General features: G+C 52.9%; 17 protein-coding genes. 7 read left to right on the forward strand and 10 right to left on the reverse strand.

The window, feature by feature from the left end; translation table 11 throughout:
* Positions 1-22: 22 nt before the first annotated feature.
* The 3 genes from ACJJIN_RS17460 (at position 23) to ACJJIN_RS17470 (ending at position 2115) form a co-directional block, all read left to right on the forward strand.
* A complete protein-coding gene (locus ACJJIN_RS17460; protein ID WP_444892455.1) occupies positions 23-577 on the forward strand; it encodes a gamma carbonic anhydrase family protein in 555 nt (184 codons plus the stop codon).
* Positions 578-596: 19 nt separating this feature from the next.
* The gene (locus ACJJIN_RS17465; protein WP_444892454.1) at positions 597-1511 is read left to right on the forward strand and encodes a LysR family transcriptional regulator; all 915 of its coding nucleotides are present in this window, start codon (positions 597-599) and stop codon (positions 1509-1511) included.
* 85 nt (positions 1512-1596) lie between these two features.
* Positions 1597-2115, forward strand: coding sequence for a carboxymuconolactone decarboxylase family protein (locus ACJJIN_RS17470; RefSeq protein ID WP_413663903.1), 519 nt, complete (start codon positions 1597-1599; stop codon positions 2113-2115).
* Positions 2116-2147: 32 nt separating this feature from the next.
* On the opposite strand, the gene ACJJIN_RS17475 is transcribed toward ACJJIN_RS17470, so the two are convergent.
* The 10 genes from ACJJIN_RS17475 to ACJJIN_RS17520 form a co-directional block, all read right to left on the reverse strand.
* Positions 2148-2549 carry a hypothetical protein gene (locus tag ACJJIN_RS17475; protein ID WP_444895575.1) on the reverse strand — a complete coding sequence of 134 codons (402 nt, stop codon included), beginning with the start codon at positions 2547-2549 and terminating at the stop codon, positions 2148-2150.
* A 15-nt stretch (positions 2550-2564) separates the two neighbouring features.
* On the reverse strand, positions 2565-3398 hold the full coding sequence (gene aroE, locus ACJJIN_RS17480) for a shikimate dehydrogenase (RefSeq protein ID WP_444892453.1): 834 nt from the start codon (positions 3396-3398) through the stop codon (positions 2565-2567).
* Entirely contained in the window at positions 3395-3844 is a 450-nt protein-coding gene (locus tag ACJJIN_RS17485; protein ID WP_444892452.1) for a DUF6841 family protein, read from the reverse strand. Before ACJJIN_RS17485 ends, aroE begins: the two co-directional genes overlap by 4 nt.
* 30 nt (positions 3845-3874) lie before the next feature.
* The gene (hemF, locus tag ACJJIN_RS17490; RefSeq protein ID WP_444895576.1) at positions 3875-4780 is read right to left on the reverse strand and encodes an oxygen-dependent coproporphyrinogen oxidase; all 906 of its coding nucleotides are present in this window, start codon (positions 4778-4780) and stop codon (positions 3875-3877) included.
* A 28-nt stretch (positions 4781-4808) separates the two neighbouring features.
* Positions 4809-5375: an L-threonylcarbamoyladenylate synthase gene (locus ACJJIN_RS17495; RefSeq protein WP_413663899.1), complete on the reverse strand. Its 567-nt coding sequence runs from the start codon at positions 5373-5375 to the stop codon at positions 4809-4811.
* 13 nt (positions 5376-5388) lie between these two features.
* Complete coding sequence (locus ACJJIN_RS17500) at positions 5389-5511, reverse strand: hypothetical protein (RefSeq protein WP_444895577.1); 123 nt, start codon at positions 5509-5511, stop codon at positions 5389-5391.
* A gap of 170 nt (positions 5512-5681) precedes the next feature.
* Positions 5682-6890, reverse strand: a complete 1209-nt coding sequence (locus ACJJIN_RS17505) for a transglutaminase domain-containing protein (RefSeq protein ID WP_444895578.1) — start codon at positions 6888-6890, stop codon at positions 5682-5684.
* A 95-nt stretch (positions 6891-6985) separates the two neighbouring features.
* Positions 6986-8428, reverse strand: a complete 1443-nt coding sequence (locus ACJJIN_RS17510; RefSeq protein ID WP_444895579.1) for a catalase — start codon at positions 8426-8428, stop codon at positions 6986-6988.
* Positions 8429-8555: 127 nt separating this feature from the next.
* On the reverse strand, positions 8556-9722 hold the full coding sequence (gene dprA / locus ACJJIN_RS17515) for a DNA-processing protein DprA (RefSeq protein WP_444895580.1): 1167 nt from the start codon (positions 9720-9722) through the stop codon (positions 8556-8558).
* Positions 9723-9800: 78 nt separating this feature from the next.
* Positions 9801-10883, reverse strand: a complete 1083-nt coding sequence (locus tag ACJJIN_RS17520) for a LysM peptidoglycan-binding domain-containing protein (RefSeq protein ID WP_444895581.1) — start codon at positions 10881-10883, stop codon at positions 9801-9803.
* A gap of 183 nt (positions 10884-11066) precedes the next feature.
* On the opposite strand from ACJJIN_RS17520, the gene def reads away from it, so the two are divergent.
* The 4 genes from def to trkA all read left to right on the forward strand — a co-directional run bounded on the left by def (position 11067) and on the right by trkA (position 15322).
* A complete protein-coding gene (def, locus tag ACJJIN_RS17525; RefSeq protein ID WP_444895582.1) occupies positions 11067-11573 on the forward strand; it encodes a peptide deformylase in 507 nt (168 codons plus the stop codon).
* 75 nt (positions 11574-11648) lie between these two features.
* Positions 11649-12596 carry a methionyl-tRNA formyltransferase gene (gene fmt / locus ACJJIN_RS17530; RefSeq protein WP_444895583.1) on the forward strand — a complete coding sequence of 316 codons (948 nt, stop codon included), beginning with the start codon at positions 11649-11651 and terminating at the stop codon, positions 12594-12596.
* A 2-nt stretch (positions 12597-12598) separates the two neighbouring features.
* Positions 12599-13906, forward strand: a complete 1308-nt coding sequence (rsmB, locus tag ACJJIN_RS17535; RefSeq protein WP_444895584.1) for a 16S rRNA (cytosine(967)-C(5))-methyltransferase RsmB — start codon at positions 12599-12601, stop codon at positions 13904-13906.
* 30 nt (positions 13907-13936) lie between these two features.
* A complete protein-coding gene (trkA, locus tag ACJJIN_RS17540; RefSeq protein WP_282930545.1) occupies positions 13937-15322 on the forward strand; it encodes a Trk system potassium transporter TrkA in 1386 nt (461 codons plus the stop codon).
* Positions 15323-15403: the final 81 nt, after the last annotated feature.

The following is a 15403-nucleotide window of genomic DNA, read 5'->3' on the forward strand; positions in this document are numbered from 1 at the left end:
TTCATTGTACAGGAGCTTATTTATGTCCCCACTGCGCAGCCACGATGATTCCCACGGCGAGAAGTTTCCAGAACTTGGCGACAGCGTATATATCGATCCGCAATCCGCAGTCATTGGTGACGTTACCCTGGGGGATGATTGCTCCGTATGGCCCATGGCCGTTGTGCGCGGTGATATGCATAAGATCCGAATCGGCGCGCGAACCAGTGTACAGGATGGGGCTGTTCTCCATATCACCCATGCGGGACCATTCAACGCCGACGGTTGGCCGCTGACTATTGGCGAAGATGTCACTATCGGTCATAAAGCCTGCCTGCACGGTTGTACCATCGGCAACCGGATCTTAATTGGTATCGGATCTATTGTTCTCGACGGAGCCATTATTGAGGACGATGTCGTACTGGCAGCCGGGGCACTGGTTCCGCCCGGTAAAACCCTGGAGAGTGGGTATCTCTATGTAGGCGCCCCCTGCAAAAAGGCGCGCCCCCTGTCTGACAAAGAAAAGGCTTTCTTTAAGTATTCCGCTGAAAACTACGTGAAACTGAAAGATCAGTATCTCCTTAAACAGCAACCATAGTGACAGCCGGCTCCCCGCTATGCTTAACCTGAATATGGACCAGCTGCATATTTTTGTGCGCTCCTGTGAAGTCGGATCTTTTTCGGCGGTTGCTCGCGAAGTGGGCCGGGCTCAGTCTTCTGTAAGCAGCTTGATTCAAAATCTTGAACTCGACCTGGGGCTGACTCTCTTTAACCGCGAAGGGAAATATCCCCAACCCACCGACGCCGCTTTGGCATTACTGCCATTAGCACGTCAATCGTTGGGGCAGTTGCAGCGCTTCCAACAGGCGGCAAATTCCTTCCAGCGGGGAGAAGAGCCCCAGCTCAATATATTATTTGAAGAGCTGGTAATGCCGGATCGACTAAACGATATGCTGGTAACTTTCAGCGAGCGCTTCCCGCATACTGAGCTTCAGCTCGGCAGTGTTACTGGGAAGGAAGCGGTCCAGCAGGTGACACAGGGTGAAGCCGATTTTGCCTTTGTCACCTCCAGGGATTCCTATCCCAGCTCGCTGGATACCAGTAACCTGGGACAACAGCGGGTACTTAGCCTGGCCTGCCCGGAACATCCCCTTGCCCAGAAAAAACAATCCTCATTGAATGAAGCGGCCCAGCACCGACAGATCACCACAGCACCAGAATCCCAAAGGTACCGTTGGCAGCTCTCTGCACAGACTTGGCGAAGTGATTCTCTGCTACAGGCCCTGGATCTGGCATGTAAGGGGGTTGGGTGGGTCAATGCGCCCTACGAACTGGCCCGCCCCTTTTTAAAAAGCGGCAGGTTGGTTGAGCTCAACTTAACCGGTTCTCTCAATACCTGGAGCCTCGGTGTGGATCTGCTCTGGTCCAAGCAGACGCCACAAGGCTTAGCTGCGCAATGGTTTGCCCGAGAGGCCCGGCGACTCTACGGTAACTTTTACAGCCCACCTATCGAAATATCCGATAGAAACTAATTTTTACCTATCAGGCTTTTACATAAGACTTGGCGTTGTAGGCCGATGGTCTGTGACTCAATCCGACTTGATTAGGAGCCAAACTATGTCCAAACAGCAATATCTCCAGGAAATGGAGGCCTTCTCCCAAAAATACCGCTATGACATGGACTACTTGCGCGAGTTTCTTCAGGGCTCTCCTGAAGGCTTTGAAAAATTTAGAAATTTTCAGCCCCTATCCATGCACAGGGAGTTTTTACCTATTGATGTTTTTTGGGTGAGTAAGATAGCGGCAATGCAAGTAGCTGATTGCGGCATGTGCCTGCAACTGAATGTGCGTATGGCCTTAGAGGCTGGTGTTGAACCCCACTTGGTGAAAGCTTGTATCCAAGGCGGCAGCGGCCTGCCTGAGAACTTGCAGGACATTTTTGATTTTGCAACAGCCGTGGCCAGCTACAAAACGATCGATCCTGTTCTCAATGAACGGATAGGTGCACAACTGGATAACCGACAGAGAATCGAGCTGGGGGTCAGCGTCGCTACCGCGTCAGTCTTCCCCACAATCAAGCGGGCTATGGGATATACCCAAAGCTGCAGCCTGGTTGAGATCGAATTTAAACAGTGATGTGGTAGGCCTTGGCAACCAAGGCCTCCTCACTATTTACCCTGTAGCCGCAGCAGTGCCGATGCACCTATGCCGCCAATGGCACAAGCTAGAACTATAACCAGGGGCGTCATTTGTCCCAGTACCAGAGCACCGTAGTCATAACCTCTCTGCGGCAGAAGATACAACAGCATCAACCCTGCCGGCACCAGGGATAAGAGGAAGCCCCGTATTAACCAGGCGTTGCGCAAAGGCAACAAAAGCAGCAACCCGAAAACTCCACCCCAAACTACGCGCTGGTACAGGTAGGCATTGCTCAGGGATGGCGCCAAATCTACCCCTAGAAACTGGGTGAAACCATACCGCCCCATCGCCCATAGCCCCACGGCATAGCAAAGCCCACCGAAACACCCCACAGCAAAACAAATCGACAGGTTTCGCACAATATCACGCACAACGCTTTCTCTCTTTTAATTATCGGTTGTCTGGTTGAGGTCCCGGCGCAGCTTAGCCATGACTGGCGCTGTTTCTGGACGAATATTCCGCCACAGCAAAAATGATTCAGCGGCCTGCTCTACCAACATGCCTAGACCGTCAGCAGTCTCTGCCCCCTGCCCACGGGCCCATTGTGTAAAAGGCGTTGGCTTAGCTCCATACATCATGTCGTATGCTTTGCCATGACTCGCAACGCAACCTTCAGGCAATGGAGGTAGCACACCGCCTAGGCTTGCAGAACTCGCATTGATAATCAGGTCGTAGCAGCCTCTCAACTCCTCCAGGCCACCACCGCTCAACTCTCCCAACTGGGAAAATTCTGCCGCAAGCTGCACCGCCTTTTCTGCGGTGCGGTTGGCAATATGCAAATGCGCGGGTTGCTTTGCCAGAATTGGAAGCAGTGCTCCCCGAGCAGCACCACCGGCACCAAGCAAGAGAACTTTTCTATCCCTGATTTCCCAACCCAAGTTGCTGTTAATATCAAATACCAAGCCAGCCCCGTCGGTGTTATCGCCGAGAATCTTCCCGTTTTTCGCTAGAGCCAGAGTGTTAACTGCGCCAGCGGAAGCTCCCCGTTCAGTCAGGGTATCTGCCAGTTCGAAGGCCTGTAGTTTAAAGGGCACCGTCACATTGAGGCCACAACCACCCCCAGCAAAGAAAGCCCGTACGAAGCCGCTAAAGCCATCCAGGGGAGCAAGCTGCTTACTGTACTCAACACCCTCTCCCGTTTGTGCCGCAAAAGCGCTGTGTATCTCCGGTGAGAGAGAGTGTTTTATGGGATTGCCCACTACTGCGTAGCGGTCACTCATGACCCCGCCCTCTTACGCGCTCTGACCGCCTCTCGAATTTTGGCACTTTCATCGACAATTATCAGGCCATCTATTTTGAGGCCGTCGGCAGCTTCAGCAACCAAATAGCGGGTGTGGGAACTATACAGCTCTACCGCCTTTTCCTCCCCCAGTGAATGAAGCAGGGTCCAACGCAAGCTCGCAAGGGTGCTGTATTCGTTTAACTCTATCACCTCGGTGACAGTGCCAAGAATCTGACAGACTCCCAGCCGGCGGTAAGCGTTGAGTAATTTAACCACTTGCTGGATAAACTCATCCCTCGCCACAGCGAGCTTTACGCCATCCTCCCGATAGTAATGCAGAGGGAAGCGATAAAAATCAGCTATCTGTTCCACATCTCCCGTTTCAAAATGCCGCCTGTAATCGAGAAACAGGGAATTAATGCCTTCCAATCGCGATGGGTGCACAGCAAATCTCCATTGTGACAAATTGGCTGCCTATACCCAGTCTCTGTGCGGCAGAAAATCGGTGTAGAGTTTTTCTTCCTCAGAGGCCGGCTCCGGTTGCCAGTCGTATTTCCAGCTCACCAACGAAGGCAGGGACATCAGTATGGACTCAGTTCGCCCGCCACTTTGCAAGCCAAACAGGGTGCCACGATCAAATACCAAATTGAATTCCACGTAGCGCCCGCGACGATAGAGCTGAAATTCACGCTCGCGCTCACCGTAAGGAGTCTCTTTGCGCTTCTGCACGATTGGCAAGTAGGCCTCTAGATAACTATCGCCAACAGCGCGCATAAGCGCAAAAGCGTTGTCGTAGCCACCTTCGTTAAAATCATCAAAAAAGAGTCCGCCAACTCCCCGCGCTTCATCCCGATGCTTCAGGTAAAAGTATTTATCACACCACTGCTTAAAGCGGGGATAGATCTCACTACCAAAAGGCTCACAGGCCTGCTTGGCTGTTTGGTGCCAATGTACGACATCCTCGTGATAGCCGTAATACGGGGTAAGGTCATAGCCACCACCAAACCACCAAATAGGCTCAGCTCCGGGCTTTTTAGCCACAAATAGACGCACGTTTGCATGGCTAGTGGGCACGTAGGGATTGCGCGGATGAATTACGAGGGAGACGCCCATCGCCTCAAAAGAGCAACCGGCCAGTTCGGGGCGATTAGCTGTGGCTGACGGAGGAAGTCCATCCCCATAGACATGGGAAAAGTTCACGCCCCCCTTTTCAATCAGGTTGCCCTCTTCCAGTACCCGGGTTCGACCACCACCGCCACCGGGCCTTTCCCAATTATCTTCGCGAAATGGTTGGCCGTCTTGTTCACTCAGGGCATCACAAATGCGGTCTTGTAGGCCGAGGAGATAGGCCTTTACTTCCTTGGTATCGATATCACTCATAGGCGAAAACTACGTCACTGTTTTGAAATTAAGCACCCGCCCTCAGTACGCGGCCACTTTGCAGATCGCGTATTTCACTGGGGGCGCTGCGGCCACCGGTTGAGCCGCCACCGACAAAGTCGAGATCGCGGCCGAAATAGCGTAGTACCTGGTACTTATTACGGGCGGGCTGAGACCCGGCCGGGTTTGCTGAAGTGGATACGATAGCACCGCCAAAGGCGCGTGTTAACGCAGCAGTAAACGGGTGATCGGTGCAGCGCAGGGCCACAGATTTATGTACCCCACAGACCCAGGCAGGAATTAAGCCCCGATGGGGTACGAGCCATGTCACCGGTCCCGGCCAGCTGCAATCCAGCTGTTCCTCTTGCTGATCACTAAGGTTTCTAAGGAGCGGATCAAAATGTCTTCTGTCACCGGAGACCAGGATCAAACCCTTCTCAAGTGGGCGATGCTTGAGTTGTAGCAAGCGCCTGACAGCCAGCAGGTTATTGGGGTCGCAAGCCAAGCCCCATACAGATTCAGTGGGATGGGCAATAACACCACCCGCTGCCAGGGCGCGGGCAGCCTGTTTTACGGAAAGCGGTGAGTACTTCATTTTAACGCTAGTCTTACTTCCCTTTACGCAGTTGCAAATCTTGTTGATAGGGAATGTCGAATGTCTCCAGAACAACTTCCACTACAGGCAGATGGGAGTCCGAATCCATTGAAGTCGCAACACAAGGCTCACTCAATTCAACTCTCTTTACTATCGAAGCGGAAGGACGCTGGCAATCTAGCGGATTGCATTGATTGACACAAGATATTGCTTTATGACCTAGCCAAGTTGCTCAAAAAACATCCATCCGCTTTTTTCCAAGCTTAAGTACTTCATGGTTCTCGCTGGCATATTGGCGCCTAACCTTCAATTCAGCCACCACCAGCTTCCCAGCACTATCAGTCGCCGACGCTCCCGAAATCTAGTCCTCTCCAGCTCGGGGATACCTAACGATTTTAGCTTCCTCCTATACTGGTCTTGATCTCGACTATTCTCAGATAGCGCCAAAGCCTTCTTAAAACTACGCTGATAACCCTTGGCTCCGGACTTTAGGCGCGCCATTCCCAGTAGAAAATGAAAACGATGGTCTTCCTTCTTTATCGAAATTGCATCTTCAGCCTTATTGGCCGCCAATTCATACAACTCATCTTCGTAAGCTGTAAGCGCTTGACCGTACCAATAATAGGGGTCCTCCTGCCTATAATCATGTAGTTTTGCTGACAGAACATTTGCCATTTGAAGGTCACCCTGAGCTCGGAGAACTTTCTCCAGATTGCTCAACGAAACCAAGTTTGCTCCATCAAGCTTCAACGCTATAGCGTAAGAACTAATTGCTTGTTTGACCAAACCCGCTGAACGATATATAGCCCCCAAATTATTCCAAAGATCTGCTTCCTCTGGCGCCAGTAACATTGACTTTCGAATATAAAGAAAGGCGTTTTTAAAATCTCGATCCGCAAGAAACTCCATAGCCAGGTTACTATAGAATTTTGCAAAGGCTGCCTTATCTTCCAGCTCTTTTTGATTATATTCTGGATTGTAATCCGTAAAGTTAAAATCCAATATGCGTTGTCTACTACCTGTATCAGCTACAACATTAATGTGCTGGTAAATAAAGGTCTGTTGGCTCTCCAAATATCTCACTTCTGGAACAAAAACCTCATTGAATTTAGCATCCACCCCAAGTTCACGAATCATTGCAACTAAAAAGGCACTAAAAGCCATGCAATTTCCTCTCTGCTGATCAAAAACTTGTGCAGCATTGAGCGTGGCATCTGCATCGTAGAGAATTGAAAAATATTGGCTCTGCAATTTATTTATCAGAGCATCCAACCTATCACTTTTTTTTCTGGTACTTATCGATTTTAAAAACAACCTCATATCATTATTCAATGCCAGGATATCAATATCAGGCAAATCAGAGTTAGTTATAGGGGAACTCCAAAAATATATACCACTAAGCAACTGTTCATCTGAAAATTCTTGAGAAATAGATATATCTGTTTTTTTTATTTGTGTAGAGCAGCCTCCCAAAACTAGAAAAATAAGGGTTAAAGCTACTTTGATCTTTTTCATAAGCATGCCTTTAATACAGTATTAAATACCAATCCAGCAGGATATATTTTTAACACAAAAGGCAAGCAAATGAATTACGTATCAAAACAGCAGGTTCAGTTGCTGACCATCGCTAACTTGACGCCCGCGGCATAGTCCGGATGCACCTTGGAAAAGTGTGCCAATTGTCGCTGAATTATTTCATCCGGTACACCCGCCATCGCTTCTGCAATATTGTTATATAAGCGCTGTTTTTGTTCATCGTTGAACAAGTCAAAGAGCGCTCGAACCTGACTGTAATCATCATTGCCTTTGCGGTGGTCATTTCTATCTGCCGCACCGGATATTGGTAACGGGGGTTCTTTCGCTTTTGGGTCCTCCTCTGGCCCAGAAAAACTATTCGGCTCATAAAAGGCATCCGGATTGCCACTGCGGATACCCGTGCTATTCATTTCACCATCCCGATAGTAATTATGGACAGGACAGCGCGGTGCATTCACTGGAAGACTCTCATAGTGAGTTCCCAAGCGGTGACGATGTGCATCGGCATAAGAGAATATACGCGCCTGCAGCATCTTATCCGGTGAGAAACTGATACCTGGCACGATATTGGATGGAGAGAAAGCTGCCTGCTCGATTTCTGCAAAATAGTCTTGCGGGTTGCGATTCAACTCCATGGTTCCCACCTCGATAGGTGGATAATCACCATGAGGCCATACCTTGGTGAGGTCAAAGGGGTTGTAGTTTGTTTTGCCGAGGTCTGCTGCGGGCATGACTTGAATCTGGAATGTCCACTTCGGGCATTCTCCGTTTTCTATTGCGCTGTACATCGCCTCCTGGTAACTCTCCCGGGAGCGCCCAATCACAGTTTCAGCTTCCGAATTGGTGAAGTACCTATGTCCCTGCTGGGTCTTGAAATGGAATTTCACCCAGAAACGCTCCCCATTGTGATTCCACAGGGAGAAGGTATGGGAGCCATAACCATTCATATGCAACGGAGATATGGGCAAACCGCGATCGGAGAACAGTATGGTCACCTGGTGGAGGCTTTCAGGGCTCAACGACCAGAAATCCCACATGGCTGTGGGGGAGCGCAAGTGAGTTCGTGGATGCCGTTTTTGTGTGTGGATAAAGTCTGGAAATTTGTAGGGGTCTCGTACAAAAAAGACTGGCGTATTGTTGCCGACCAAATCCCAATTGCCCTCCTCCGTATAAAACTTCAGTGCAAAACCACGCACATCCCGCTCCGCATCAGCTGCACCCAACTCACCGGCCACAGTTGAAAAACGGGCCAACAGTGGGGTCTCTGCCCCCGGCTGCAAAACCCGGGCACAGGTGTAGTTAGAAATATCACCAGTTACCCTCAAAACCCCATAGGCGCCCCAACCTTTGGCATGTACCGCCCGCTCAGGTATGCGTTCGCGATTTTGGTGAGCCAGTTTTTCGATAAGCTGATAATCCTGAATCAACAGAGGGCCATGTGGCCCCGCTGTAAGGCTGTTTTGATTATCGGGAACCGGAGCGCCGGCATCAGTGGTGAGTTTCGGTTTATCCGCCATAATCAGACTCCACTTTTGGAATCCACTGAGTATTAACGCTGCCCCGGAACTGCGCGAATTGATCGGCGGCTACACCATCAAACAAAGGGTTTCTGGCTAATCCTCTCCGTAACTTCCCAGCAAGACCTTAGAGACTTATTAACTCCTCAGAGGTTTTAGCCAGTTTTTCCCCATCCGTATAACGGCTGCCCTTCAGGGTTAACTGGTAAGACCCTGTCAGTTGCTCCACCAATCCCTCTAATTCTAATTCCATCAATACAGCCATCAATTTACCTGCCTCAATTCCGGTATCACGTGACAATAGCTCGATACTTCGAGGCCCACCGGCAAGCGCTCTGATGATATGTTGCTGAAGCTCTGGCAGTGGTTTACCGGGGGGGAGGTCAGTGGGTGTGGGCTCTGCCAGTAAACCGCCAAGCTGGCCAGCTACATCTGCGCTGGTTTCAACCAGTGTCGCACCTTCTTTAATCAGGTGGTGGCAACCCCTGGCCATTGGGTTGTGGATAGAACCTGGAATCGCAAAAACCTCACGATTCTGCTCCAGTGCTAAACGCGCCGTAATCAGAGAACCTGAGCGCATCGCTGCTTCTACCAGTAATACCCCCATTGAAAGGCCACTGATAATCCGGTTCCTCCGAGGAAAATTCTTTGCCTCAGCATTGCTGCCAAGAGGCAATTCGCTTATTAGAGCACCGCCTGCAGAAAGAATGTCCTCCGCCAGGGGGCGATTGTGTTTTGGATAAATGCGGTCAACTCCACTACCCAAAACTGCGATCGTGGAGCCCGCTCCCTGCAGCGCCCCTCGGTGAGCTGCGGCATCCACGCCCAGAGCCAGCCCGGAAGTGATAGCAAATCCGGAACCTGCCAATTCCGCGGCGAAGGCCCGGGCATTATCCAGACCCGCCACAGTGGCCCGACGGGCACCCACCATCGCTACCTGCGGTAGATTTAGAGCACTTTTTTCACCACGGATATAAAGCACAGGCGGGGGACGCGAGGTCTCCGATAAAAGAGCGGGATAACCGGGATCGCTGTGACAAATCAGCTGCACGCCCAGGTCTGCGCAGCGGACTCGCTCCCGCTCAACCCAATCAGCGAGCTCACTGGCGGCAGATCGGCTGGAAAATTCCCGCCACTGGTTTTGTGCCCGCGGTGATAACTTTTGCAGAAGAGGTTGAGGAAACTGCTGGAGAGCCTCTTCGGCAGTGGCAAAGTACTCCAGTAATTGCCAGTAGCGAGCTGGGCCAATTCCCTCAAGACGCAGCAACGCCATAGTAGCGGTCAATGCATCCATGCGACTTACCATTTTCTGTTTTGAAGGTTGTGCGGCAGGGCAAACAGCAACACCTGCCGCGAGATTTTCTGGGATCGCTTAGGGGTTGCGCACCATATCCATCACTGCCAGCGGGCGACGGGCATCCAGTACCAGGGCTAGGCTCATTTTTTCAAAGGTGCGGAATACCATCAACTCACCAGCGCGGGTATCTGGGAGCTTCACCACGTCACCAGCAATACGGTCGCGTACTGTTGAACCCGCTTTGTATATCGCTAGGACGTTGCCGGGTTGCAAGCCGTCTCTGTCTCCCGAATTCAAGATAACAACATCAAACTTACCAATTTGGTTTACCCCTTCATCAACACCTACAATCACCCCATCAACCGTGACACCCGGTGCGCTAGGGTGGAACAGCGCATCAATTGAGCGCTCTTCTACGGGCATCAACCGATCTTCAAGACGAACCTCACGAGAAGTGTTACGCACGCCCATTGTCGCTATAGAAAAATTCGAGTTGTTATCCGGATTGCTATCTGGGTCCAGCTGCAACAGGTCTAAAGTACCTATGCCAAGTGCCTGACGCCCGAGGACTTCACCAGATACTGGGTCAGTATAAATAGGACCAGGGCGATAGAGCCCGTACGAAGGTAAAGGCGCCGCAAAATCACCGCGAGCGTAGAGGATATCTCCAGCACCCATCAAAATATGACTTTCTGACCCAGAAACTACATAGGGAGTCCCCTCAAAAGCACCGGGCTCTACTATACGAGTCCGCGATAAAAAAGCATTGATCGCATCCAGCGGAATCGCCGGAATTGCATCCTCAACTGCCTGGCGGCGGATCGAGGGCGACAGGCGGTTGCCATCAACCCCCGGCGACAGTTGATACGCCCGGGGGCCGCGTTGCAGCTGTAGCTGTGGTTGGCCGTCTATATAAACAAGGCGCAGGCTATCTCCTGGATAAATCAGGTGGGGGTTTTCCACCTGTGGGTTCACTTGCCAAATCTCCGGCCAGTACCAGGGTTGCACCAGAAACTGACTGGAAATATCCCAGAGCGTATCGCCCTTTTGCACCACATAAGCGTCGGGGTGACTGGGGTTCAGGCGAACCTGATCCTGTGCTTCGACACCAAGGGCAACCGCTAACAACGAGATCGCGGCCAGGATAATTTTTTTCATGGAAGCATTCCTATGCTCTTTATCGCTATAATTCTCAGCGCCGGGCCACTCCCGTGAAGGGAGCGAGACCGGACCCGGGCGCATAGCGCCAGCAAAAACAGGGGTCCACTCGGTAAATTTTGAGCGCGATCATAATGTTATCAGCGCACGTTCAACGAATACTAGAAGTTTGTCACAGGTGTTATGGCTAAACTCGAGATACTGGAATTTCCCGATCCGCGCCTGCGCGAGATCGCTAAACCCGTCGCTGAAGTGACCGACGCCCACCGCCAATTGCTCGACGACATGTTTGAAACCATGTACGCCGCGCCCGGTATCGGCCTCGCCGCTATCCAAGTCAATGCGCAGGAGCGCATTGTGGTAGTGGATATATCCGAAGACGGCAATGAACCTTACGGGTTTATCAATCCCGAAATCGAAGTGCTGGACCCGGAGATCCATCAGTACGACGAGGGCTGCCTATCAGTGCCCGGTTTCTACGAAACGGTGGAGCGCCCGCGCAAAGTGCGTGTAAAGGCCCTGGACCGCAATGGCGAACCTTTTGCCCTGGAGGCCGAGGGATTGCTGGCGGTCTGTATCCAACATGAAGTCGATCATTTGGATGGTAAGCTCTTCGTGGATTATATCTCCCCGCTGAAGCGCAACCGCATCCGCTCTAAGCTGGAAAAGTCCCAGCGCCGCCGCGCCTGATCTGCGCCAGCCGCAGGAGCCTGGAGCTGCCGCCTTACGGCAGCTCTCCCACCCCCATTACCTGAGAGCAAGTCAGTGAATATTATTTTTGCCGGCACACCGGACTTTGCCGCCGTGCACCTGCAAGCGCTGCTCGACAGCGAGCACAATGTCATGGCCGTTTACACCCAACCGGACAGGCCGGCTGGGCGCGGTAAGAAATTGCTCGCCAGCCCGGTGAAACAGCTGGCACTCTCCCACAATATCCCGGTGTACCAACCCCTGAGCCTGCGCGACGAGACGGCCCAGGCGGAGCTCACTGCCCTTGGAGCGGATATTATGGTGGTGGTGGCCTACGGCCTGATACTACCGCAGGTGGTGCTGGATACCCCGCGTCTGGGCTGTATCAATGTGCACGCCTCTTTGTTGCCGCGCTGGCGCGGTGCGGCACCGATCCAACGCGCGGTGGAAGCGGGTGACAGCGAGAGCGGTGTCGCCATTATGCAAATGGAGGCGGGCCTGGATACCGGCCCAGTTTTGGTGGAAAGCCGCTGCGCGATTACTGAGTCCGATACCGGTGGCAGTTTGCACGACAAGCTGGCGGAACTCGGCGGCCCATCCCTCCTCCAGGCCTTGGCTCTACTGGAAAGTGGCAGTGCCAACCCTCAGGTACAAGACGATACCCAGGCTAACTACGCCAACAAAATTACCAAGGAAGAGGCGCAGATCGACTGGCAGCGTCCCGCTGCTGAACTGCATCGATTGATACGCGCTTTTAACCCCTTCCCAGTGTGCTGGAGTACTTATCGGGACAAGAAGGGCGAGCAGCGCCTGCGTATCTATAGCGCCGCCATCGAACAGGGCTGCCACAGTGATCAGCCCGGTACCATTCTCTCCAGTGACGACGAAGGTATTTTAGTGGCCTGCGGCCGGGAGGCCCTGCGCCTCCAATTAATACAGCTACCGGGTAAAAAAGCGCTTCCCGCAGCAGAAATTTTGAAAGGCTACCGGGAGCAGTTCGCCCCGGGTACCAAACTGGGATAATTATGAGCAGAGATGTACGCGCCGAGGCCGCCCGAATTATCGCCTCACTGCTGGAAGAACGTGGCTCGTTGGCAAGACTTCTGCCTGCCGCCGAGGACAAAGTCGAGGAGCGCGACCGCCCTCTGTTGCGGGAGCTCTGTTACGGCAGTGCCCGCACGGCACCGCGCCTGCAATTGATCGCCGCCAAGTTACTGCGTAAAAAAGTCTCGGATATCGAGATCAATGCACTGATCCTGCTGGGCATTTACCAACTCGAGTACACTCGCATACCCGATCACGCCGCCATATCTGCAACCGTCAATGCCGCGCGCAGCCTCGGTCTGGACAGAGCGACCGGGCTGATCAACGGGGTGCTGCGCAACGCCCTGCGCAACAGTGAGCAGCTTCAGCGCAAGCTGTCCGGCAATCCACAGTTCAGCTCTATGCACCCGGCCTGGTTACAGCAGCAGATTAAAGCCGCCTGGCCTGAGAAGGCGTCAGACATCTTCCGCGCCAACAATGCCAACCCACCCATGACCTTGCGGGTAAATACTGCCAAGATCTCGCGCGAGGACTATTTACAACAGCTCGATGAAACCGGCCTCTCCGCCGAGCCCTGTACTATTTCCCCGGTCGGTATCACCCTGGTTGAGCCGGTTTCAGTCACAGTGCTACCGGGCTTTGCCGAGGGCTTGGTCAGTGTTCAGGATGAGTCCGCACAATTAGCGGCGCTGCTGTTACAGCCGCAGGAAAATGCCCGGGTGTTGGACGCGTGTGCGGCACCTGGAGGCAAGAGTTGCCACTTATTGGAGCAGGAATCCAGCATTCAGCTGAGCGCGTTGGATATTGAGGAGGACCGCCTTGTGCGGGTCGAGGAAAACCTCGAGCGCAACGGGCAGAGTGCCGAGCTTATTTGTGCCGATGCCACGTCTCCGAATGAGTGGTGGGACGGGCAGCAATACGACCAGATACTACTGGACGCACCCTGTTCGGCAACCGGGGTAATTCGCCGCAACCCGGATATCAAACTATTGCGCCGGGAAGAAGACATTGCCGAGTTAGTGGCTTTGCAGGGCAAGATCCTGCGCGCTCTGTGGCCCCTGGTTAAACCGGGTGGGCAGTTGCTTTACGCCACCTGTTCCAGCCTACCGACGGAAAACAGCGAAGTCGTCGCAGCGTTCATTGCGGAGACAGAGGATGCGAGCGACAATACCCCTGAACTGCTAAACGATAAGCCCTGGGGCGAGAAACAAGTTGCCGGTATGCAGCTTCTACCCCAAACCGGCGGCGGTGACGGTTTCTACTACGCTCTGCTGAGCAAAGCTGAATAACGACGTCGCTCGTCGCGAGTCTCATCCGATATGAAAATTGTCATTCTCGGCGCCGGCCAGGTGGGCGGCTCTCTAGCGGAGGCCCTGGCCTCCGAGCGCAATGATATTGTCCTGGTGGACAGCGACGAGAAAACCCTGCGCGAACTGCGCGACCGCATCGATATCGGCGTGGTACTGGGCCACGCCTCTCACCCGGATATTCTGATGGAAGCCGGGATTGAGGATGCGGATATCCTGGTTGCAGTCACCAATAACGATGAGACCAATATGGCGGCCTGCCAGATTGCGCACTCTCTGTTTCGCGTCCCCACCAAAATCGCCCGGGTACGGGCCTCCTCCTACCTGCAATACCCGGAATTATTCGATACCCAGGCCATCCCTATCGATGTACTGATCAGCCCGGAGCAACTGGTTTCAGAGTATATCTCCCGCCTGATGGAACATCCCGGAGCCTTGCAGGTATTGGATTTTGCCGGTGGTCGCGTACAGCTGGTAACTGTTTTAGCCGTTCAGGGCGGGCCTCTGGTTGGGCACCAACTGCGCTATTTGCGCGAGCATATGCCCAAGGTAGATACCCGGGTTGCTGCGATTTATCGCCGCAACCGGCCAATTATTCCCCAGGGTGATACAGTGATTGAAGCCGGCGATGAGGTGTTCTTTATTGCCGCGCGAGCAGATATTCGCGCGGTAATGAGCGAACTGCGTCGATTGGAACACGGTTATAAACGAGTGGTGATCGCCGGCGGCGGCAATATTGGTTTGCGCTTGGCCACCCGGCTGGAGAATCGCTATTCGGTAAAAATTATTGAGCAGAGCCACGAGCGCTGTGTATTTTTATCCGAGGAGCTGTCCCACACCATTATCCTGCACGGCAGCGCCTCCGATCAGGAGTTGCTGCTGGAAGAGAGCATCGAAGATACCGATGTTTTTCTTGCCCTGACCAATGACGACGAGGCTAATATCATGTCGTCACTATTGGCCAAGCGTCTGGGCGCACGCAAAGTGATGACGCTGATCAATAACCGCGCTTATGTGGACCTGGTACAGGGCGGTGAAATCGATATTGCCATCTCACCGCAGCAAAATACGATCGGCAGCCTGCTCACCCATGTGCGCCGAGGGGATATGGTCAACGTCCACTCCCTGCGTCGAGGTGCAGCTGAAGCCATTGAGGTTATCGCCCACGGTGACGAGCGCACATCCAAGGTGGTGGGGCGCAAGATCGAAGATATCGACTTACCCGAGGGCGCCTCGATTGGCGCCATAGTACGGGAAACGGAAAATGGCAGCGAAGTTTTGATGGCACACGATGATGTCATTGTGCAAAGCGATGACCACGTGATTGTCTTCCTTATCGACCGCCGCCAGACCCGCCATGTAGAACAGCTGTTCCAAGTTGGTTTTGGCTTTTTCTGAGCAAATAATATTTTCGTTTTCCGGCGATAACGGTCTCCGCCGTCCAGATAACATTGCAACAAATAACGATAGGCTGATAGG

It is taken from the genome of Microbulbifer maximicatervae (SeqCode) (assembly GCF_052467505.1).

Bases quoted from the DNA above. Each gene is read 5' to 3' on its own strand.
- ACJJIN_RS17460 (WP_444892455.1), top strand. From the start codon at position 23: ATGTCCCCACTGCGCAGCCACGATGATTCCCACGGCGAGAAGTTTCCA.
- ACJJIN_RS17465 (WP_444892454.1), top strand. From the start codon at position 597: ATGCTTAACCTGAATATGGACCAGCTGCATATTTTTGTGCGCTCCTGT.
- ACJJIN_RS17470 (WP_413663903.1), top strand. From the start codon at position 1,597: ATGTCCAAACAGCAATATCTCCAGGAAATGGAGGCCTTCTCCCAAAAA.
- aroE (WP_444892453.1), bottom strand. From the start codon at position 3,398: ATGAGTGACCGCTACGCAGTAGTGGGCAATCCCATAAAACACTCTCTC.
- hemF (WP_444895576.1), bottom strand. From the start codon at position 4,780: ATGAGTGATATCGATACCAAGGAAGTAAAGGCCTATCTCCTCGGCCTA.
- ACJJIN_RS17495 (WP_413663899.1), bottom strand. From the start codon at position 5,375: ATGAAGTACTCACCGCTTTCCGTAAAACAGGCTGCCCGCGCCCTGGCA.
- ACJJIN_RS17505 (WP_444895578.1), bottom strand. From the start codon at position 6,890: ATGAAAAAGATCAAAGTAGCTTTAACCCTTATTTTTCTAGTTTTGGGA.
- ACJJIN_RS17510 (WP_444895579.1), bottom strand. From the start codon at position 8,428: ATGGCGGATAAACCGAAACTCACCACTGATGCCGGCGCTCCGGTTCCC.
- dprA (WP_444895580.1), bottom strand. From the start codon at position 9,722: ATGGATGCATTGACCGCTACTATGGCGTTGCTGCGTCTTGAGGGAATT.
- ACJJIN_RS17520 (WP_444895581.1), bottom strand. From the start codon at position 10,883: ATGAAAAAAATTATCCTGGCCGCGATCTCGTTGTTAGCGGTTGCCCTT.
- def (WP_444895582.1), top strand. From the start codon at position 11,067: ATGGCTAAACTCGAGATACTGGAATTTCCCGATCCGCGCCTGCGCGAG.
- rsmB (WP_444895584.1), top strand. From the start codon at position 12,599: ATGAGCAGAGATGTACGCGCCGAGGCCGCCCGAATTATCGCCTCACTG.
- trkA (WP_282930545.1), top strand. From the start codon at position 13,937: ATGAAAATTGTCATTCTCGGCGCCGGCCAGGTGGGCGGCTCTCTAGCG.